Here is a 21240-nt window from a genome sequence, read left to right on the forward strand (position 1 = left end):
ACGACCCCGATCGGAAGGATCCGCCGTGGCCGACCTCTCCCGCCCGCTGCCCGCCGCCCCCGAGCGCCACCGGAGCCCCCAGCCGGCAGGCGCCTGCCACACCTCCGAGGGCGCGGTCCCCTTCCTCCCGGCCCCCGCCCACCGCACCACCGCGAAGGAGGCGAAGGAACGCGAGGCGGCGGCGAAGGCCGTCTGCGCGGGCTGCGCGGTCCGGGTGGAGTGCCGCCGGCACGCGCTCGCGGCGCGGTTGCCGTACGGCGTCCGGGGCGGGCTGACCGCGGCGGAGCGCCGCGCCCTGTTCGCCGTCGATCCCACCCCCACGGCCGCCTGACGACCGCCGCCGAGGTCGGAGGCCGGTCGCGGGTTTGGTTGTCTCGTGCGGCGGTAGACGCGAGTCATGGGCAGGGTCGGAGAGGTGACGGCTCCGCCGCCCAGGGGCGGCTCCGACGCCGTGCGTCGCAGCCGGCCTTCCCGACCGCCGTCCCCACGACCCTCAGGGAGGACCTCGTGATCATCCTCGGCGTCATCCTGCTTATCGTCGGCTTCCTGCTCGGGATTTCGATCCTGTGGACGATCGGCATCGTCCTGGTCGTCATCGGCCTGATCCTGTGGCTCCTGGGGGCCCTCGGGCACGCTGTCGGTGGCCGCCGCCACTACTACTGACCAGCTGGAACGCGGTCGCGCCGGTACGGACCATCGTCCGTACCGGCGCGATTCACGTCCTCCCGGGGAGGACCCGCCTCAGGGCGCCACGGCGTCCGCCGCGGGCGGCTCCGGTTCGTCGTCGTCGCCGTCCGTGCCGCCCTTGCGGCGGACGTCGGCCGGGGTGGGGGCCGTGATAGAGCGTTCCTCGGCGGACCGTTCCCGGTCCCCGACCTTCCCCCGCGCCTTCTCCCGGACGTCGGCCGGGGTCGGCGCGGTGATCGAACGCTCCTCGGCGGACCGTTCCTGGGTCGGTTCGTCCGGCTGGGTCCCGTTCTGGTCACGCGTGGTCATGGCTTCCTCCCTTTCCGAGGCTGTCCGGGCCTTTACGAGGCTGTCCGGACCCGTCCGAGTCGTCAGCGAACGGACGACCGGACGGGTGCCCCGAAATCCGCCCCCGAACCCTGGGCCCGGTGGCCGCACGCCGGGATCCACCCGGTCAGACGACGACGCCCGGTTCCAGGCCGTCCGGTTCCAGGCCGTCCGGTCCCAGCCCGTCCGGCGCGGCCCCCGGCCTCGGCGGGAGGACGGCTCCGGTACCGGTGCGGATGAGGGCCGCGTGCAGCCGTCGTACGGCGCCCTCGGCGTCGGCGAGTGCCTCGGCGTCCGGTACGACGGTGCCGAAGGACTGCCGCCGGTCGGCGGGCAGGGAGCGCCAGGACAGGACGGGGGCCAATACGGTGCTGGCCCGGGCGAGGAACCAGGCCAGCTGGCCGTGGGTGCGGGCGATGCCGAGGGCGAGGACGGCGAGCGCCTCGCGCAGGCGCTCCAGGCGGTCCATGACCGGCAGCGGCTCCGGTTCGGTCTCGGCCCCGAGCGCCTGCGCGAGGCCCTCGGCGGTCTTCCGGGCCAGTGCGGCGTCCTGCGCGGCGAGTTCCCACAGGCCGTCCCGGAACTGCCGCTCGGCCTCCGCGGCGAGCGCCGCGACCTGCGCGCCCATGCCCGGACCGGGATGCGGTCGGCGGGCGGACGGCGTGCTGCGCGGGGTCATGGAGGCCCTTCCGGTGGGGTACGCACCCGGGCGGGTGCTGTCCCACCGTGGTGCACCCTCACGCCCGCCCGCAGCTGCGGGAACGAAGCGACCTGCCCGGACGGGCGCCGGAACGAAGCCGGAGCGGGCAGGGAACGAGTGATCGGCTTTCGGTCGCGCCGAGTGGCGCGTAGCCTCGGCACCGATCCCGCAGACGGGGCGGCATGCCGATGGACGGGTGGCGGTGACGGTGGAGGAGTTGTCCTTCGACAGTACGAGCGCGGAGGCCACGGAGGAGTTCCTGTCCACGGCGTACACGCCGATGCGGATCGGCAAGTCGGCGGCGGACGCCAGGACCCGGATAAGCCGCAGGGCGGCGGGCCCGCTCAACGTGGACCGGCTCTCCTTCGGCTACGACATGGCCTACGACGCCGAGAGCCTCGGCCGGGTGTGCCTGCTCAGCATCCACGCCGGCACGGTCGTCGACCGGAGCGGGGCGGACGGGGAGCAGGGGGAGACGGTCTTCGGCCCCGGCGAGACCTTCCTGATCGCCCCGCCGGACGCCCCGTACCGCGGCGAGGTCCGCTCGGCCCGCTACACCATCGCGATGTTCGACACCGCGCTGCTGGACGCCATGGCGCCGGCCGGCGCCGAGGGCGCGCCGGTGCGGCTGACCGGCCTCCGGACCGTCGACGAGGCGGCGAACCGGCAGCTGGGCGCCGCGGTCGCCTACGTGCGCGACCACGTGCTGGACAACCCGGCCGCCTACGGGAACGAGCTGCTCCTCACCACCGCGGCCCAGCACCTGGCGGCGGCCACCCTGGCGGCCCTGCCCCACACCGGCCGCACCGATCCCGTCCCCGCCGACCGGACCGACGCCACGCCGGCCACGCTGCGCCGGGCGATCGCCTTCGTCGAGGCGAACGCGGACCGGGAGATCTCCCTCGCGGACATCGCCGCGGCCGCCTTCGTCACCCCGAGGGCGCTGCAGTACGCCTTCCGTCGGCACCTGGACACCACCCCGCTCGGCTACCTGCGCCGGGTGCGGCTGGACGCGGCCCACCGGGACCTGCTGGCCGCCGACCCGGCGACCGCCACGGTGACCGGGATCGCGATGCACTGGGGCTTCGCCCACCCCGGCCACTTCGCGAGCCTGTACCGCGCCGCGTACGGGCGTTCGCCGGGGTGGACCCTGCGCCTGCGGGACTGAGCGCTGCGCCTGCGGGACCGAGCGCCGTCACCGCGGCGAAACCCCGGGTGCCGACCGCCCGGCCCGGGCCGGGCGGTCGGCACCCGGCCTCAGCCCTCGTGCAGCGCCCACCGGCTGCCGTCGACCTGCGCCGTTCCCGGCAGGGCGATCAGCTCGGGCTTGAACAGCGGCGGCGCGCCCATCGCCGGCTCCCAGGTGGCCAGCGCCTCGTCCTGGGGGACCTCGATCCGCCGGCCGGCGGCCAGGTCGGTGACCACCTTCACCAGCAGCCGCACCCCGAGCGGCGCCAGGTGGTCGTGCCACAGGCTCCGGGCCGTCGAGCCCGGCGGCACGAACAGGTGCTCCTGGGCGGCGATCGGGCCGCCGTCGGTGCGCTCGGTGAGGTGGTAGACGCTGCCGCCGGTCACCTTGTCGCCGTCGCGGACCGTCCACCGGATCGCGTCCCGGCCGCGGTGCAGCGGCAGCAGGCTGGGGTGGTAGCCGATGGCCGCGACGGCGGCCCGGGCACGGGTCTCGCGGCCGAGGAAGGCATGCGAGTGCGCGGCGAGGATGATGTCCACCCCGTCCGGGACGTGCCGCGCGCGCAGTTCCGCCGAATCCGTCCAGGGGATGTCCCGGGGGTACGCCCAGGAGCGCAGGCGGTCCCAGCACATCGCGTTGCCCTCGTCGGACTGTCCCTTGCGCAGCCGGGGGGCGGCCGCGCCGACGATCTTGTGCCCTTCGTCCAGCAGCGCCTCCGCGACCTGCACGGCGAACGCGCCCTGCCCTGACAGGTAGATGTGCATCCTCACTCCTTCGGCCCGGCGGGGGCGTCCAGCCCGGCGGGATCGGGCTCGAACCGCACCGGCAGCGTCGAGAAGCCGGTGAGGAAGTTGGACCGGATCGGCAGCGCCTCGCCGGTCTGCTCGAAACCGGTGGTGAAGTCCCGCAGGGCGATCAGCAGTTCGGCGATCTCCACCTTGGCCAGGTACGAGCCGACGCAGAAGTGCGGGCCGTAGCCGAAGGCCAGGTGCCGGTTGGGGGTCCGGCCGAGGTCGAACACCCCGGGCCGGTCGAAGACCCGCTCGTCCCGGTTTCCGGAGGCGTGCCAGAGGGTGACGATCTCGCCGGGCCGCAGCCGTACGCCGTGCAGTTCGGTCTCCCGGACGACGCTGCGCCCGAAGTGCATGGTGGGCGAGGCCCAGCGCAGCACCTCGTCCACCGCGGTGTCGACGGCGACCTCGTGCCGCTTGAGGCGCCGCCACTCCCCGGGCCGGGCGGCGAGGGTGCGGACGCAGTCGATCATCGTCAGCCGGCTGGTCTCGTCGCCCCCGATGATCAGGCTGTAGCAGTTGAGCACCACGTCCTCGTCGGTCAGCGGCACGCCGTCGATCGCGCTGGCGACCAGCATGCTGATCACGTCGTCGCCGGGTGCCTCGCGCCGTTCCTCGACGAGGTCCATGAAGTACATCAGGATCTCGTTGCGGGCCATCTCGGAGTCGACCTCGTCGACGTCCTCGTCGTCCGTGGACAGCGCGGTCCGCGTCAGGCCGAGCAGGTGGTCCTGGTCCTGCCCGGGCACGCCGAGCAGGTTGGAGATGGTGGTCATCGGGATCCGGGCGGCGATCTGCTGGGCGAAGTCGCAGCCGCCGGACTCGACGGCCTCGCGGATCCACTGCCGGGTGTTGGCCCGGACGGTCCGGGCGACCTCGTCCAGCACCCTGGGGGAGAGCACCCGTTGGAGGATCTTGCGCAGCTCGTGGTGGCGGTGCCCGTCGGTGACGGCGAGCATCCGGCCGGCCCCGGCGTCGCCGCCGCCCAGCAGCGTGACGAGGACGTTGCCGCGCTCGGAGGTGAAGTTCCGGTCGTCCCGGTAGGTGGTCAGGATGTCGTCGTGGCGGGAGAGCACCCAGAAGCCGCGACGGCCGTCGACCGGCGGGTTCCAGTGCACGGGCGCGGTGTCCCGCAGGGTGCGCCAGAACCCGTCCAGGTCGTGGGTCGCGAAGGTGGCCGGGTCGCCCAGGTCCACGGTGGCCGGTGCCGGAGCCGGTGCGCTCATGCTCACCAGTCCGTTCGCCAGAACCGGCGGGGCCGGAACGGGTAGGTGGGCAGCGGCACCCGGTGGCTGGCCTCGCCCACGTGCAGGGCGGCGAAGTCCACCTGACGTCCGGTGACCCAGGCGGCGGCCAGCTCGGAGAGCGCCCGCTCGTCCCGGCCGGAGGGCACGATCCCGTGGTCGGTGCGGGAGAAGCCGTCGGAGTCGGTGCGCGGGGCGGCGGCGGTCGTGGTGGCCGGACCGCGGGCGTCGTCGGCCAGCGCCGCGATCAGCTCGGCGCGGCTGCGGACCACGGCCGCCCAGCGGCGGGGCATCACCTTGCGGCCGAGGTTGAGGCTGAAGCAGACGTCGTCCAGGCGGAGTCCGGGGTTCGCCTCCAGCCACTCCCGGAGCCGGGTGCGCTGCCGGGCCAGGGCGTCGTCGTCCAGGGCGGACAGGGTGGCCAGCCGCGGCCGGCCCTCGACCTCGGGGGCGCGCCGGGCGGGCGTCGGCGCCTCCTCCAGCAGCAGGTGGGCGTTGTAGCCGCCGCCGCCGATCGAGGTGATGCCCGCCCGGCGGATGCCCGCCTCCGGCTCCCAGTCGGCCCCTTCGAGCTGCGGCACGAAGGGGGTGCCGGGGAAGTCGAGGTCCGGGTTGACCTCGGTCAGGTTGATCGTCGCCGGGAGCTTCCGGTGGTACAGGGCGAGTGCGGCCTTGATCGCGCCGAAGCCGCCGGAGACCACGCCGCCGTGGCCCACGTTGCCCTTGACCCCGCCGATCGAGGTGGTCGCGGTCTGCTTCCCGAACGCCATGGTCGCGGCGTGCACTTCGAGCTCGTCGGTCACCGGCAGGCCCAGGCCGTTGGCCTCGTACATGGAGACGGTGTCCGGGGCGACGCCGCCGACCTCCATGGCGCTCGCGATGCAGGCGCTCAGCCGTTCGGGCTGGGCCAGGCCGTACGCCATGGCGCTGACGCCGTTGTTGTTGACGGCCGAGCCCTTGACCACGGCGTAGACGTGGTCGCGGTCGGCGACGGCGTGGTTCAGCGGCTTCAGCAGCACGGTGACGACACCGCTGGACAGCGCGGTGCCGGTGCCGTTGGCGTCGAACGGGCGGCAGTGGCCGTCCTTCGACAGGATGCGGTTCTCCTCCCACAGGTGGCCGCGCGGGTGCGGCAGCCGGACCATCGCGCCACCGGCGATCGCCATGTCGGTCTGGCCGAGCAGCAGCGACTGACAGGCCAGGTGCACCGCGTAGTGGAAACCCGCGCAGACGGCCGCGACGGTGACGGCCTCGCCGGTGAGGCCCATGTAGTACAGGGCGTTGGAGGTCATGGTGTCCGGCGACCACGCCAGGCTGGCCTCGATCGCCTCGGGGCCGACCGACACCCGGTCCGGCGGGGAGCTGTAGAGCGCGGCGGTCTGCGGGTTGTTGGCGCCGTACATGCCGATCTCGGCGACGAGCCGGTCCGGGTCGTAGCCGCCGTCCTCCAGCGACTCCCAGGCGCTCTCCAGGAAGAGCCGGTTCTCCGGGGTCATCGCGGCCGCCATCCGGTCGCTGATGCCGAACACCGACGGGTCGAACTTGTCGTAGGTGTCGAGGACGCCGCACGCCCGGACGTAGAACGGGCTGTGGATCAGCGTCTCGTCGACGTGGATGTCGTCCTTGGCCAGGAAGGAGATGGACTCCCGGCCGTGGACGAGGTTGTCCCAGAACTGCTCCTTGGTGCGCGCTCCGGGCGCCCGTAGGGACATGCCGATGACGGCCACGTCGCCCGGGTCGTACTCCTGCTGGGGGCTGTCGGTCATGGGAGGGGGCTCCTGCTCCGTTGTCGAGTGAGGGTGGCTCAGCGGCTCAGCGGCTCAGCGGCCGGCGGTGCCGCGGCCGCGCAGCGCGGCGCGACGGGTGCCGGCGCGCTCGCGGGCCGACCGGACCACCTCGGGGGTGGCGCCGCTCTCGTCGTCGAGCCATCGGGCGAGGGAGGAGATGTCGCGGAAGCTGAAGAGGTCGGGAACCCGGACCCGGCGCTCGAAGCGTCGGGTCATCAGCCGGGCCAGCCGGACCAGCAGCAGCGAGTCGCCGCCGAGGTCGTAGAAGGCGGACTGCACGTCGATGGCCGACGGTTCGAGGCCCAGGAGCTGGCCCCAGATCTCCGACAGGGCCACCTCGGTCGGCGTGCTCGCGGCCGTGAGCGGCCCGTCGGCGCCGGCGGCCGGCGGCTCGGGCAGCGCGTTGCGGTCGAGCTTCCCGCCGGGGCCGATCGGCAGGGCGGGCAGCAGCACGAGCGTCGCGGGCACCATGTAGTCGGGCAGTTCGACGGCGAGCCGGCCGGTGACGGCGCTCTGCAGCGCGGCGTCCAGCCGGGGGCGGTCCGGCGCGGCGCCCTCGGCCGCGGGCACGACGTAGCCGACCAGGCGGTTGCCCCGGACGACGGCGGCGGCCTCCCGGACCTCGGGGCAGGCGGTCAGCCGGGCCTCGACCTCCTCCAGCTCGATCCGGTAGCCGCGCAGCTTGACCTGGTGGTCGGTCCGGCCGAGGAAGCGCAGCTCGCCGCCGTCGGTGAACTCGACGACGTCCCCGGTGCGGTACATCCGCTCGCCGCTGCGGAAGGGGTCGGGGAGGAATCGTTCGGCCGTGGTGCCCGGCCGGTTGACGTAGCCGTGGGCGAGGCCGGGGCCGCCGAGGTAGAGCTCCCCGGACGCACCGGCCGGCACCTGCCGCAGCTGCTCGTCGAGCACGTACACCCTGGTGGTCGGCGGGCCGATGGTCGGCTCGCCGGTCCCGTCCGCGGGCACCGGCCCGAAGGAGCAGAACACGGTTCCCTCGGTGGGGCCGTAGGCGTTGAACACCCGCTCGGCGCCGGTCTCCCGGTACGTCCGGTCCACCAGCTTGCGGCGCAGCGCCTCACCGCCGAACACCACCGAGCGTACGTTGGGCGGCAGGGCCCCGGCGTCCAGCAGGCCGTTCATGACGGACGGGACGACGTTCAGGTGGGTGATCCGGTCGGCGTACCGGCTCTCCGCCAGGTGTACCGCGCTCTCGACCAGCACGACGGCGCCGCCGCGGCACAGCGCGTTGAAGATCTCCATCACGGACATGTCGAAGCAGACCGAGCTCGCCGCCGAGATCCCGCTCAGGTCGCAGCCCTCCAGGACCCGGTCCAGCTCGGCGAGCATCGCCGTGCAGCCGCCGTGCCGGACGGCCACGCCCTTCGGCCGGCCGGTGGATCCGGAGGTGTAGATGACGTACGCGGTGTCCTCGGGCACCACCGGTACGGGCCGGGCGCCCGGCTCGGTGGTCACCGCGTCGCCCAGCACGACCACGGTCGGGCCGGGCGGGCAGGCGGCCCGGGAGGCGGGCGTGGTGAGCAGCAGGCGGGCGCCGCTGTCCCGGACCATGAAGGTCAGCCGGTCGGCGGGGTAGTTGGGGTCCAGCGGCAGGTAGCAGGCGCCGGTGCGCAGGGCCGCCAGGATGCCGACCAGCAGGTCGGGGGTGCGCTCGACGCAGATGCCGACCGGGACGCCCGGCGCCGCGCCGGCGGCGGCCAGCTGCTCGGCCAACTCCCGGGAGCGTTCGTTGAGTTCGCCGTAGGTCAGGACTCCGGCGTCGGAGTAGACCGCGGTCGCGTCGGGGCTCTTGACCGCCTGCTCCAGGAACTCCGAGTGCAGGGTCGCGGTCACCGGGCCGTCCCCTCGGGCAGGCCGGTCGGCGCGAGGTCGCCGAGGGGCAGGTCGGGTCGGGCGATCGAGTCGAAGAGCACGCTGCGGTACAGCGCGAGCAGTGCGGTCACGGTGTGCCTTTCCAGGTAACTCGGTTTGAACTGGACGTGGCCGGCCACCTCGCCGTCGATGTCGGCCATCGAGATCTCCAGGTCGAACTTGGCGAGGTGCCTGCGCACTTGGAGCGGCTCCAGCGGCAGGGCGCCGTCGGGAGTCAGGGTGCTGCCGACGCCGTGGAAGAGCTTGACGGAGCGGGGGAAGGCGTCCGAGGACAGCCAGTTCACCACCACGTCGAACCACGGGGAGCGGCCCTCGGCGCGCGGCGGCTTCAGCTGCGAGGCCAGCAGGTCGAGCGGGTAGTTCATGTGCTCCAGCAGGCCGAGCGAGAACGCGTGGACCTCGCGCAGCAGTTCGCGGAAGCTGCGGTCGGCGGCGGGGTTCGCCCGGACCAGCACCGTGTTGAGGTAGTAGCCGATGGCCGACTCCCAACCCGGCTCGGCCCGTTGGGCGATGGCGGTGGCCAGCACCGAGTCCTCCGTCCCGACCGCGCGGTTGAGTGTGGCGAAGAACCCGGCGAGGACGACGGTGCTGATCGACACGCCCTCGCGCAGCGCGAACTCCCTCAGCAGGCGGGTCTCTTCGGCGCTCCAGCGGAACGCCAGGTCGCGGCCCTCGTAGGTGACGCCCGGCGGCCGTTCCTTGTCGGACAGGTCGAGGTGGGCGGGCGGATCGGCCAGCTTCCGCGACCACCAGTCCAGCGCCGCGTCGGCCGCCGGGCTCGCCAGCCACTGCCGCTCCCGGGTGACGAACTCGGTGTACGGGGCGACGGGCGGGCCGGCGGCCGGGTCGGCGCCCTCGTAGTACTCCTGGAGCTCGCGGATCATGACGTCGGCGGAAGCCGCGTCCGAGGCGATGTGGTGGACGAGCACCAGCAGGTAGTGGTCGGCCGGCCCGCGGGTCAGGAGGACGACCCGCACCAGCGGCCCGTTGTCCAGGTCCAGCGGCCGGTGCCCGTGCCGGGCCAGCTCCTCGCGGGCCTGCTCGTCGTCCAGGTCGGAGGTGTCCACCACCAGGAACTCGTACACCGGCTCGTCCAGGATCACCTGGTACGGGCTGCCGCCGGCCTCCACGAAGAGGGTGCGCAGCGCGGGGTGGCGCAGCATGACGGCCCGTACGGCGCGCTCCAGGGCCTTCTCGTCGACCGCGGCCCGGATCCTGGCCGTCACCATGAAGTTGTAGGGCACGGCGTCCGGCGAGACCATCTGCATGAACCAGAGCGAGGCCTGGCCGTGCGAGGCGGGTGCCAGTCGGAGGCCGAGGCCCTCGGCGCGCAGCTGGTCCAGCGCGGGCGCGTCGGTGGCCTCCAGCAGGCCGCGGGCGTCCAGCTCGTCGAGCAGCTCCTCGGCGTCCAGTTCGGACAGCTCGGACAGCTCCGACAGCTCGGACAGCTCGGACAGTTCGGACGGGCCGTCGGGGAGCGTCCGGCCCGGCCCGGTCCCGACGGCCGCGGGCGGAACCGGGGCTGCGACCGGCGCGTGCTCCACCGGCTCCACCGGCTGCGGCGCGGCGGCCGGTCCGGCGGTGAGCTCGACGAAGTGGCCGACCACCTCGGAGATCGCCCGGCCGTCCAGGAACACCACCGGCGACACCCGGTGCCCGAACAGCGACTGCAGCTTGTTGACCAGCCGGATCGCCAGCATCGAGTCCAGACCGAAGTCGAGCAGGCTGGCGTTCGGGTCGAACCGGCCGACCGGCACGCCCAGCGCGTCGGCCAGCTCGGCGAGGACGACCTCCGCCACCGGCCGGCTCCCGGTCGGCTGCTGCTCCACGGGCCGGGCCTCGGGCACCGCCGCGACGGCGGCGGGCGCGGGCGCGGCCGCGGTCTCCACGGCCGGGGTGCGCGGCTCGGTGTCGATCCAGTAGCGCTCCCGCTGCCACTGGACGAGCGGGGTCTCCACCACCTCGACGTCGTCGGCGAACAGCCCGTCGAAGGTCAGCGGCAGCCCCCGGACGAACAGCGAGGCGGCGGCGCCCAGCAGGCAGCGCAGGTCGCTCTCCTCGCGCCGCAGCGAGTTGATCGCGTGCACCCGGGCGCCGCGGGTCAGGGCGATCTCCTCGACCGCGCCGCGCAGCGTCTCGTGCGGCCCGATCTCGACGAAGGTGCCGACGCCCTGGTCGACCAGTGTGCCGATGGTCTCCGCGAACCGGACCTGGTTGCGCAGGTTGTGCACCCAGTAGTCGACGTCGGCCGTCGGGTTCACCGCGCCGGCCACCGCGGTGGAGTGGAAGTCGATGCCGGGCGGCAGCGGGACGATGCCGTCGAGGGCCGCGCGCAGCGGCTGGATCAGCGGGTCCATGCCCGGGCTGTGCACGGGCCGTTCGACCCGGATCCGCCGGACCGAGATCCCGTCCCGCCCGAGTTCGGCCTCCAGGGCGTCGATCGCCTCGGGGGAGCCGGAGACCGCCGCGCTGGTGGGGCTGTTGACCACGGCGACGGCGGCGTGCCCGGCGTACGGCGCGAGCCGCGGCAGCAGCTCGGCCTCCGGCAGGTCGACCGAGATCATGGCGCCCACCGCGGCCTCGCGCTCCAGCAGGTGCGAGCGGGCGACCACGACCCGGGCGGCGTCCTCCAGCGAGAGCGCCCCGGCGACGCAGGCGGCCGCGACCTCACCCAGGCTGTGCCCGACCACGGCGGCCGGCTCGATGCCGAGGCCGAGCCAGACCTTCGCCAGCGAGACCTGGAGGGCGAACAGCACCGGCTGCTGGAAGTCCATCTCCTCGTACCGGGCCCGTTCGGCCGGGGCGGCCAGCTGCTCCAGCACCGAGCAGCCGCCGGCCGCCCGCACGGCCTCGTCGCAGGCCTGCATCCAGCTGCGGAAACCGACGTGCGAGCGCAGCAGTTCGCGGCCCATGCCGACCCACTGGGTGCCGCCGCCGGAGAACACCAGCGCCACCCGCCGGTCGATGTTGCCGGAGACCGCACCCGTGAGGACGTCGGGGTGCGGCGTTCCGGCGGCGACCCGGGCCAGGCCGTCCAGGACGTCCTGCCGGTTGCGGGCGAACAGCGCGATCCGCTGGCCGTGGTGGCTGCGCCGGGCGGCCAGGGTGTAGGCGAGGTCGGAGACCCGCAGGCCGGGGTCGCGCTCGACGTGGTTGGACAGCTCCCGGCAGGTGTCGGCCAGCGCCTCGGCGGTACGGGCCGTGACGGGCACCAGGTGCAGCCGCTCGTCGGCAGCGACGGCCCCGCGGCTCGGCGTGGTGTGCCGCCCCCGGTCGCCGGCCAGGAACGGGTGGGCGGCGACCGGCAGTCCGGCGGCGTACAGCGCGCCGAGCGAGCCGAGCAGGGTCGCGGCCTCGTCGGCGCCGCGGCGCATCGAGGGCAGGGTGGTCGCCGGGAGGATCTCCGACACCGACTTCAACAGCAGCGGGTGCGGGCTGAGTTCGACCACCGCGTCGATGTCGTGGTCGCGCAGCCTGGTCAGCGCGTCGACCACCCGGATCTCTTGGCGCAGGTTGTCCGCCCAGTAGTCCGGCCCGAGTTCGGCGCCGTCGACGGGCGCGCCGGTGACGGTCGAGATCATCGGGATGCGGGCGGTCCGCGGCCGGATGCCGTCGAGTTCGACCTTCAGCGGGGCGAGCACGTGGTCGACCAGCGGGGAGTGCGGGGCGTGGCCCATCCGTACCCGGTGGTTGGTGACGCCCGCCCCGGTCAGCCGCTGGACCAGGTCGTCGATCTCCTGCGGGGTGCCGGTGACCAGCGTGGAGTGCAGGCCGTTGCGGCCGGAGAGGGTGAGCCCACCGGTCAGGTACGGCGTGACCTCGTCGGCGGCGGTCATCACCACGATGCCGTCGCCCCGCCCGACGGCCAGCTGCTGGAGCAGCCGGCCGTGATGAGCGGCCAGCCGGGAGGCATCGTCGAAACCGAGCGCCCCGGCGACGTGGGCCGCGGCGAACTCGCCGACGCTCTGCCCCACCACGACGTCCGGCTCCACCCCCAGCGAGCGCCAGGCGTCGGCCAGGGCGACCTGGAGCGAGAACAGCAGCGGCTGGAAGACGTCCATGTCGTCCAGGCGGCCGTCGGGGGAGAGCAGTTGGTCGACCAGGGAGAAGCCCAGCAGCTCCCGCATCCGCCGGTCCGACCGCATCATCGACCGGCGGAACACGGGCAGGCCGGCGAGCAGCTGCCGGCCCATGCCCACCCACTGGGAGCCGTTGCCGGAGAACAGGAAGGCCACCCGGGGCCTGCGTCCGGGGGCCTCCCCGACGCTGAGCCCGTCAGCCGTCGCACCGCTGCCGAAGGCGTCGAGGGAGGCCCGGAGTTCGGCCATGTCGCGGGCGGTGGCCGCGAGCCGGAAGGCGCCCTCGCCGGGCTTCCGGGCGCACAGTGCGCGCAGGTCGTCCTCGTCGCGCAGCGCCCGGGCCCGTTCGGCCAGCGCCTCCCGGGAGTCCGCGGCGAGCAGCAGCAACGAGGCCTCGGGGCGCGGCAGTTCCTCGACCGCGACGTGGCAGATCGCGCCGCCGAAGCCGAAGGAGCTGACGCCTCCACGGCGGGCGTCGGAGCGCCGCGGCCAGGGCGTCAGCCGGTCCTGGACGGTGAGGTTGTACTCGTCGAACATGATCTGCGGGTTCGGCGCGCTGTAGTGCAGGCTCGGCGGCAGCACGCCGTTGCGCACCGACATCGCCAGCTTGACCAGGCCGACGATCCCGGCGGCCGCCTCCAGGTGGCCGACGTTGGACTTGACCGAGCCGAGCCGCAGCGGCTCCGTCCGGTCGCCGCCGAGCACCGCGCCGATGGCGTTGGCCTCGATCGGGTCGCCGAGGGGGGTCGCGGAGCCGTGGCACTCGATGTAGTCGACGAGGTGGGGTGCGATGCCGGCCCGCCGGTACGCGGTGCGCAGCATCTTCTCCTGCGCCTGGGGGTTGGGCGCCGTCATGCCGTTGCTCAGGCCGTCGTTGTTGGAGGAGCTGCCCTTGATCAGGCAGTAGACCGGCAGGTCGCGCTCCAGGGCGGCGCTTAGCGGGGCGAGCACGACGACACCGGCGCCCTCGCCGCGGACGTAGCCGTTGGCGCGGGCGTCGAAGGACTTGCAGCGGCCGTCCGGGGCGAGCGCGCCCATCTGGTCCATGGCGGTGTAGTAGTCGGAGACGAAGCTCAGGTTTACGCCGCCGGCGAGCACCAGGTCGCTCTCGCCCAGCTGGATCGACTGGCACCCCACGTGCACCGAGACCAGGGATCCGGCGCAGGCCGCGTCGATCGCCATGCTGGGGCCCTGGAGGCCGAGCAGGTAGGAGACCCGGTTGGCGATGATGCCGTCGTGCATCCCGGTCGCGGTGTGCGGGGTGATCTGGCTGTCGGGGCCGCGGTAGTGGGCCAGGGCGGCGTAGTCGCCCCAGCAGGAGGCCATGAACACCCCGGTGTCGGTGCCGACCAGGCTGTGCGGCGCGATGCCCGCGTCCTCCAGCGCCTCCCAGGACAGCTCCAGGATCAGCCGCTGCTGGGGGTCCATCTGGACGGCCTCACGGGGCGAGATGCCGAAGAACAGCGGATCGAAGCGGTCGATGCCGTCGATGAACCCGCCCCAGCGGACCCGGTCGTTGAGCAGTTCCCGCCGTGCGGCCGGCACCGGTCCGACGGCGTCGCCGCCCTCGACCAGCAGCCGCCAGAACGAGGCCGGGTCCGGTCCGCCGGGGAACCGGCAGCCGATGCCCACGACCGCGACGGGCTCGTGCGCGGTCGTTCGGCGTCCGCCGCGGCGGTCGGCGTCCGGGGCGGGCTCGGCGGCGGGCGGCCCGTCGACCACCGCGCGGGCCAACTCCTCCACGCTCGGGTACTGCCACGGCCAGGTGGCCGGGACGGGCCGGCCGACGAACTCCGACAGAGCCGCGGCGAGGGCCACCGACTTCGCGGAGTCCAGCCCGTACCGGTGCATCGGCGTCCGGCGGTCCACGGCGTTCGCGGGCACGGCCAACAGCTCGGAAACACGGGAGAGCAGGAATTCCGTCACGGCGGACACGTCTCGCGCTGCACGTTCTCGGGGCATGGCGACTCCATGGGCAGGGCGGGTGGAATGGTGGGGTGGAGTTTTTCCGCCGACCGGCAGCCGGCGCATGGACAGCCGGACCGCGGAGGCGAATTCAGCCGCTTCCGGAATCCCGGATCACGAGCGTCACGACAGCTCGGGAGATCGCGGATCAGCGGGCCACTGTGAAGTTCTCGCCGACGCGTGCGGCTCGTGCCGATCGGTCCGGCGGCACGTTCGCCGCCGGGGACTGCGCGGCGTTGCTGTCCCGATCCGCCCTGAGCACGGAGAACGGGGGGAAACACGGGAAACCCCAACCGGGGTGGGTATCGAAGTCGATCGTGTCAAGCGCAAGGGAATATGCGAATTGAGGTGCTTCGGATCACCGAGCATTTACCGACCAGCGGGTATGAGAGTGCCACTTGGTGAATGGGGAGACAAGCGTCGCCGGAGACTGGTCCGGCCAGTGGCGAGATTCGATCGCCAAAGTGTCCGATTCGATCTCCTAGGGGAGTGGGCGTATGAACCGCCTTGCCGCCGGGCCGAGTTGGCGCGGGGCGGGGTGGACAGCGGACGACCCGCCCGGGCAAGCTGATCCCCATGCCAGTTGCGAGTCTCGAGACGGCGCCAGTCGGCGCCGACCGCTCCTCAGCCGGTCGGCACTTCCCGCGGCCCCGGGTGGCCGCACCCCCCGGTGCACCACGCGGCGCACACCCCGGGATGTGCGAGGGCGGGCTCGCATGACCGACACCGCGGTCACGCCGCTGATCCGACCCGGACTGGCCCTCGGAGTGCTGGCTGGGGCGCTCGCCCTGGACGTGAGCGGCCTCGGGGTGCTCAACGCCGCCCTGCCGTCCATCGGCACGCGTTTCGACCTGAGCGACACCACGCTCCAGTGGGTGATGACCGCCTACGCCGTCACCTTCGCCGGCTTCCTGCTGGTGGGCGGCCGACTGGCCGACGTGCTCGGCCGGCGCCGGGTCTTCGAGGCGGGCGTCGCGGTCTTCACCGCCTCCGCCCTGGTCGGGGCGGTGGCCCCGAACACCGCCGTGCTGCTGGGCGCGCGCGCCGTCCAGGGCATCGGTGCCGCCCTCTCCGGACCGGCCGCGCTGGCCCTGCTCTCCGAGGCGTTCCCGGCCGGCCCGGCCCGCAACCGGGCGTTCAGCGTCTACGCGGCCGTCGGCGCCGCGAGCTTCAGCGGCGGGGTGATGCTGGGCGGCGTCCTGACCCAACTGCTCGGCTGGCGCTCGGTGCTGTGGTTCTCCGTACTGCTGGGGGCCGGCGTCCTGGCCGTCACCCGCATCGGACTGCCCGACGGCGCCGGGCACAGCGGCCGGCTGGACCTGCCTGGCGCCGTCGCGGGCACCCTCGGCCTCACCCTGCTGGTCGTCGGCGTGAGCAGCGGCGGCGCGACGGCCTGGATCGTGCTCGGCGCCGCGGCGCTCTGCCTGGTGCTGTTCGTCGTCCGCGAGCACCGCACCGCCGACCCGGTGCTGCCGCTCGGCCTCTTCCGGCTCACCTCGGTGCAGTCCGCGAGCCTGGCCGCGTTCCTCCAGTACATGGGCTCGGTCGGGATGCTGTTCTTCGCCCCGCTGTACCTCCAGGGGATGCTCGACTACTCCCCGTTCGAGTCCGGCCTGGCGCTGGTGCCGATGTCCCTGGCCGTCTTCCTCACCGCCAACTTCGCCACCGGCCGCCTGCTGGCCCGGTACACCCCGCGCACCCTGATGGCCGTCGGCCTGGTGCTGATCGGCGTGGGCACCGGCCTGTGGACGGCCACCCCGCACTCCGGCGGCTACGTGACGTACGTGCTGCCCGGCCTGGTGCTCAGCGGCGTCGGCCAGGGCCTGAACTTCCCCTCGATGACCACCGCGGGGCTCTCCGGCGTCCCGGCCGAGCAGCAGGGCGTGGCCGGCGCGGTGAACGTGGTGACGCAGCAGATCGGCGCCAGCGTCGGCGTGGCGCTGATGGTCCTGGTCGCCGGGACCCGCGAGGACCAGCTCGGGGGCTACCATCTCGCCTACGTCACCGCCGCCGTCGCGTGCCTCCTCGGCGCGGCGGTCATCGCCGTGGGCCGGCGGACCAGGGCCGCCCGGACCGGCTGACGGAGCTTGAGCACGGGGCGGGCCCGGTGCGCGGCACTTCGCGCACCGGGCCCGCCCCGGGGAACTGCCGACGGGTCGTCCCGCCGTCATGCCACCGCCGCGCCCGCGCCCGCGGCCGTCACCGCCCGGGCCGCAGGGCCGCGGCCGCCGTCCGGCCGAGCCAGACGCCCAGCAGCGCCTGGACCAGGCCGATCAGCAGGGTGACCGCGACCACCAGCGAGGCGAGTGCCGGCAACCCGGCCAGGGCGGCCACCGTCCGGGCGGTGCCGGCCACGGCGTCGCCGGAGGCGACCCGCCACAGCAGCGGGGTGCCCCAGCCGGCGACCGCCGCCACCGCCGCCACCAGCACCGCCGTACGGGCGCGCAGGCCGCGGACCGCGGTCACCGCGCCGACCGGCAGGCCGACCGCGAAGGGCAGGTACCACAGGCTCCACAGCGAGCCGACGGCCACCAGGGCGGCGGCGCCGACCAGCGTGGCGGGGAGCGCCAGTGCGGCGGGGAGGGCCGGGCCGCCGCCGGCCGGGGCCGGGACCGCCGACTCCTCGGCCGGAGACTGCTTCTGAAGATACGTCACGGTGCTCACGCTCCCGGTCGCAGGGTCCACACCTTGGTGGAGGCAGGTTGGTCCGCGGCCATCAGCAGCGGCAGTGAACGGCCGTCCCGCCAGTACGGGATGAAGGTTCGGTACCAGGGCGAGGCCGGGTTCTCGCTCTGGCCGCCCGGGTACACGGCCTGGGCGGTGGCGCTGCCCGGGCCCTTCCAGTCGACCACCATGCGCCAGCTCGGCCCGAAGGTGGAGTTCATCCCGCCGTCGGCCGCGTTGACGGTCCAGCGGTCCCCCTCGGCGGGCACCGGCCCGTAGCCGAGGGCGTCGGCGTCGGTCAGGGAGGGGACCTGCCGGGTGTGCACGCGGTCCCAGGTCCAGGTGGCGGGGTCGCTCCCGAGGTCCTGGGAGAGCTCGGAGACGGCCTGGGCGAACGCGGTGCGCATGGCGTCCGGCGCCGTGCGGGTCGGGCCGCCGGGGGAGGTGAACGCCGGGTTGGCGGGATCGTGCAGGGTCCAGGCCTCCAGGTCCTCGTCGAGGCTCGGCAGCGCGCTGGAGACCTTGAGGTACCAGCGGTCCTTCTCGACCGGCACCTTGGCCTGGTCCCACCAGGGCTGGAAGGTGGTCTCCAGGTAGTCGTTCCAGAAGGTCCACCAGATCGGCCCGCCGGCGACGGAGGGCCGCATGGTGGAGTCCCAGCGGTCGAGGACGTCGAGCGCGGCCTGCTGGCGGGCGTCGAGCTTCGTGCCGGCCAGCGCCTCCTTGAGGTGCGGCAGGATGACGGTGGCGAGGTAGTCGGTCGTGTCGTTCTGCAGCGTGGTGAAGTCGGCGGCCGTCATCGCCGGGTGGCTCTCCAGGAACTGGTAGATCCGGGCGGCCCGGTAGCCGTTGTCGAAGGCGTTGAAGGACGTGCCGATGTAGTACGGGTAGTCGGCCGACACCGGGCGCTGGTTGGCCGTCGCGATCACGTGGTTCGGCGGGTTGTAGGCCTGTGGGGTGGCGTCGAAGGGGATGGCGCCGACCACGTCGTACTCGCCGGTGCCGGGCAGCGGGAACCAGGGGTCGCCGGCCTTGGTGAGCGGGAAGTAGCCGGCCGCGACCACGCCGATGTTGCCGCCGCCGTCGGCGTAGGCGAAGTTGAGCGTGGGGGCGTGCCAGTCGGCCAGCGCGGTGCGGAACTCCTGGTAGTTGCGGGCCTTGTCGACGGCGAGCAGCACGGCCAGGTCGGGGGAGGGCACGTTGCCCATCCAGCTGACCGAGGTGGTCTGGCCGGCCCGGGTGATCACGGGCCCGTGCACCGTGAGGTCCACGGCGAGGTGCTCGGTGTCCCCGCCGCGGACCGGGATGGTGTACTCCACCCGCTGCATCGGGTGCCAGGCGTTGTTCCAGAAGTACTGGCCGGGGTGGTCGGGGCTGGTCCGCTCGCTGTAGAAGACGGTCGACTGGTTCTGCGCGTCCGTCAGGGACCAGGAGATGTCGGCGTTGCGGCCGATCAGCACGCCGGGCATACCGGCCATGCTGGCGCCGGTGGCGTTCGTCTCGGGGGAGGAGAGCGCGATCTGGTACCAGTACGAGGGCAGGGTCGTCGGCAGGTGCGGGTCGCCGGCCAGCATCGCGTTGCCGCCGGCCACCGCCGGGCCGTTCGCGACCCAGGCGTTGCTGTCCGGGAAGGTGTGCATCTGGGTGGCGGGCAGCGCGCGGATGGTGTCGAGCAGGGTCCGGGCCGCGGTGGCCTCCCCGGCGGGGTCGGGGGCGCCGGTGGGCGCCACGGGCGCGGGGCGCGGCTGCGAGCGGTTGGCGGCGGCCGGGACGTCGGGCCCCGCGGAGTTGACGTTGGCGGGCAGCGGCGCGGTGCCGAGGTCGCGGTACGGTCCGGGATCGTACGGCCGCTGGTCGTTGGCCGCGTGGACCGGGAACCAGTCCATGGTGCGCTGCGCGCCCAGGGAGTCCCGGAAGATCGCGTAGTCCAGCGGGGTGCTGGTGAAGTCCATGCTCTGGGTGAGGACTTCCTGGATCACCAGGCTGTCCACCGGGGTCCAGTCGGCGGGGTGGACGCCGGTGAGGGAGAAGATCGCCGGCCACTGCCCGTTGTGGCGCAGCTCGGAGATCCAGGCGTTGACGCCCCTGGTGTAGCTGGTGAGCGCGCGGCCCGCCGGGCTGTCGGGCGGGGTGGCGGCCCACTCGGCCTCGGCGGTGCGCAGCAGCCCCATCTGCAGCTCGAAGCGGTCGGATTCGAGGCTGGCCGGCCCGTTCAGCTCGGCCAGCCGGCCGCGGCCCGCGCGCCGTTCCAGGTCGAGCTGGGCGAGCCGGAACCGGGCGTGCAGGTAGCCCTGGGCCTGGAACAGGTCGTCGTCGGAGCCGGCTTTGACGGTGGGGACGCCGTTGTCGTCGAAGGCGACCGTGACGGGTGCCTTGAGCCCGGCCAGGTCGAGGGTCTCGGTGTGCGGGAGTTCGGCGCCCGCGGCGGAGTCCCACACACCCGCCCCGGGGACGAGCGCGGTTCCGAGGGCGGGGACAGGCCCGATGCCCAGCGCGAGCAGCGCGAGGACCAGGCCGGAGACGACGGCTGCCACCGCCGCGTGGGTGGCTGTGCGTATTCGCCGCGGCAAGTTGACTCCAGGGGTGCGAGGTTGAGCGGATGTCGGTGGGGAGGGGGCGGTCTCAGGACCAGAAGGTGTCCATCCGGCGGTGGATGCCCTCGACGGTGGTCCGCAGTTCGGCGTATCCGGCGGCGGAGCCGTAGACCGTCCCGATCAGCCACTCGGTGCCGGCCCGCCAGTTGGCCCGCCAGGTCGGGTCGATCCGGGCGTCGACCAGGTCCACGCCGGGGACGGCCTGGAGGTCGTCGATCAGCTCGCCGCCGCCGGGGGCGAGCCCGTCGGCGGGCGGGGAGAGGAAGTACTGGAAGGCCACGGCGGGGCAGGCTGCGCCCAGGGCGAGCACCGGCGCGGGCGGCGTGAAGTCGCCCAGGGCGAGCCGCAGGGCGAGGAGCAGCAGGTCGGTGCCGGCCGAGCGCTTGAGGACGTCCGAGACGTGCCCGCCCAGGCGTCCGTTGACCTCGATCAGCCGCGGACCGTCGGGGGTGAACTTGATCTCGGTGTGGGTGACGCCCTCGCGGATGCCGAGGGCCCGCAGCGCGCTCCGCTCCAGGGCCACCACCTGCTCGGCCAGGCCGTCCGGGAGCAGCGCGGGCGTGAAGTATCCGGTCTCCCGGAAGGGGTGGGCCAGCGGCAGCTTGCCGGTGACCGCGACGGTGTGGATCTCGCCGTCCTTGACCGCGGACTCGATCGAGACGTAGTCGCCCCAGAACTCTCCCACCACGGTGGGGTCGCTCACCAGGTACTCCTCCAGCACGAACACCGCGGGGGTGGTCGCGTCGGTGGTGAACTCGGCGTACCGGTCCGCCAGTTCGTCGCTGCTGCGGACCAGGCAGGTGTCCACGCTGCCGGCGCCCGAGCGGGGCTTGAGGACGGCGGGCAGGCCGGTCGCGGCGAGCGCCGGGGCGAGGTCGGCGGCGGAGCGGACCGTCCGGCAGACGGTGGACTGCACCCCGGCCGCGGCGAGCGCCGCGCGCTGCTGGAACTTGTCGACCAGCACCTCGACGGTGGCACGGTCGTGGAACGGCAGCCCGCAGCGCTCGGCCACCGCGGCGGCCGAGCGGAGCAGGTGGTCGCTGAAGGTGATCACGCCGGAGGCGCCGAACCCGGCGGCCCGCTCGACGAGTTGCTCCTCGGTCAGCCCGGCCGTGTCCACCACGGTGGCCGACTTCGGCAGCCCGGCCAGGTCGGCGGCGGCCTTCGGGTCGCCGAGGTCGCCGAGGAAGACCACCGTGCAGAGCCGCCGGGCGGCGCCGAGGATGCCGCGCGGGGTGGCCGAGCCGCGGCCGTAGACGACCAGCAGCACCGGCAGGGGTGCGGCGGCGGGGGACTGGGGCCTGGTGTCGGAGGGTTGCACGG

The 21240-nt window shown here is 73.9% G+C and carries 14 protein-coding genes; 4 read left to right on the forward strand and 10 right to left on the reverse strand.

The window, feature by feature from the left end:
- Positions 1–25 precede the first annotated feature (25 nt).
- Together HS99_RS19075 and HS99_RS45070 are read left to right on the forward strand one after the other, a co-directional pair.
- Positions 26–331 carry a WhiB family transcriptional regulator gene (locus tag HS99_RS19075; protein ID WP_030283604.1) on the forward strand — a complete coding sequence of 102 codons (306 nt, stop codon included), beginning with the start codon at positions 26–28 and terminating at the stop codon, positions 329–331.
- 176 nt (positions 332–507) lie between these two features.
- A complete protein-coding gene (locus HS99_RS45070) occupies positions 508–663 on the forward strand; it encodes a DUF6131 family protein (protein WP_094742860.1) in 156 nt (51 codons plus the stop codon).
- A 78-nt stretch (positions 664–741) separates the two neighbouring features.
- Here HS99_RS45070 and HS99_RS19080 read toward each other — a convergent pair whose 3' ends face one another.
- Positions 742–996 (reverse strand): hypothetical protein, encoded by a 255-nt coding sequence (locus HS99_RS19080; RefSeq protein ID WP_030283606.1) that lies wholly within the window; start codon positions 994–996, stop codon positions 742–744.
- A gap of 145 nt (positions 997–1141) precedes the next feature.
- On the reverse strand, positions 1142–1693 hold the full coding sequence (locus HS99_RS19085) for a hypothetical protein (RefSeq protein ID WP_063737893.1): 552 nt from the start codon (positions 1691–1693) through the stop codon (positions 1142–1144).
- Positions 1694–1910: 217 nt separating this feature from the next.
- Between HS99_RS19085 and HS99_RS19090 the strand changes: the two genes are divergently transcribed.
- Complete coding sequence (locus tag HS99_RS19090) at positions 1911–2882, forward strand: helix-turn-helix transcriptional regulator (protein ID WP_223886139.1); 972 nt, start codon at positions 1911–1913, stop codon at positions 2880–2882.
- Between the two features lie 89 nt (positions 2883–2971).
- Here the strand turns inward: HS99_RS19090 and HS99_RS19095 are convergent, their stop codons facing one another.
- Genes HS99_RS19095 through HS99_RS19115 form a run of 5 tightly spaced genes read right to left on the reverse strand, consistent with a single transcriptional unit; the run spans position 2972 to position 14629 of the window.
- Positions 2972–3667 (reverse strand): formyltransferase family protein, encoded by a 696-nt coding sequence (locus tag HS99_RS19095; protein WP_030550852.1) that lies wholly within the window; start codon positions 3665–3667, stop codon positions 2972–2974.
- Positions 3668–3669: 2 nt separating this feature from the next.
- Positions 3670–4920, reverse strand: a complete 1251-nt coding sequence (locus HS99_RS19100) for a cytochrome P450 (protein WP_030550851.1) — start codon at positions 4918–4920, stop codon at positions 3670–3672.
- Positions 4921–4922: 2 nt separating this feature from the next.
- Positions 4923–6704: a beta-ketoacyl synthase N-terminal-like domain-containing protein gene (locus tag HS99_RS19105; RefSeq protein ID WP_030550846.1), complete on the reverse strand. Its 1782-nt coding sequence runs from the start codon at positions 6702–6704 to the stop codon at positions 4923–4925.
- Positions 6705–6758: 54 nt separating this feature from the next.
- The gene (locus tag HS99_RS19110; protein WP_030550844.1) at positions 6759–8576 is read right to left on the reverse strand and encodes a non-ribosomal peptide synthetase; all 1818 of its coding nucleotides are present in this window, start codon (positions 8574–8576) and stop codon (positions 6759–6761) included.
- Positions 8573–14629: a type I polyketide synthase gene (locus HS99_RS19115; protein ID WP_232790669.1), complete on the reverse strand. Its 6057-nt coding sequence runs from the start codon at positions 14627–14629 to the stop codon at positions 8573–8575. Before HS99_RS19115 ends, HS99_RS19110 begins: the two co-directional genes overlap by 4 nt.
- Before the next feature lie 746 nt (positions 14630–15375).
- On the opposite strand from HS99_RS19115, the gene HS99_RS19120 reads away from it, so the two are divergent.
- Positions 15376–16740: an MFS transporter gene (locus HS99_RS19120; protein ID WP_030283619.1), complete on the forward strand. Its 1365-nt coding sequence runs from the start codon at positions 15376–15378 to the stop codon at positions 16738–16740.
- A gap of 118 nt (positions 16741–16858) precedes the next feature.
- Here the strand turns inward: HS99_RS19120 and HS99_RS19125 are convergent, their stop codons facing one another.
- From HS99_RS19125 to HS99_RS19135, 3 genes are all read right to left on the reverse strand, one after another.
- On the reverse strand, positions 16859–17314 hold the full coding sequence (locus HS99_RS19125; protein ID WP_141763763.1) for a hypothetical protein: 456 nt from the start codon (positions 17312–17314) through the stop codon (positions 16859–16861).
- Between the two features lie 5 nt (positions 17315–17319).
- Positions 17320–19857, reverse strand: coding sequence for a penicillin acylase family protein (locus HS99_RS19130; protein ID WP_050366950.1), 2538 nt, complete (start codon positions 19855–19857; stop codon positions 17320–17322).
- 88 nt (positions 19858–19945) lie between these two features.
- The gene (locus HS99_RS19135) at positions 19946–21238 is read right to left on the reverse strand and encodes an ATP-grasp domain-containing protein (RefSeq protein ID WP_046386025.1); all 1293 of its coding nucleotides are present in this window, start codon (positions 21236–21238) and stop codon (positions 19946–19948) included.
- Between the last annotated feature and the right edge of the window lie 2 nt (positions 21239–21240).

Origin of the sequence: Kitasatospora aureofaciens (assembly GCF_001188955.3) — a bacterium.
GTDB lineage: Bacteria > Actinomycetota > Actinomycetes > Streptomycetales > Streptomycetaceae > Kitasatospora > Kitasatospora aureofaciens.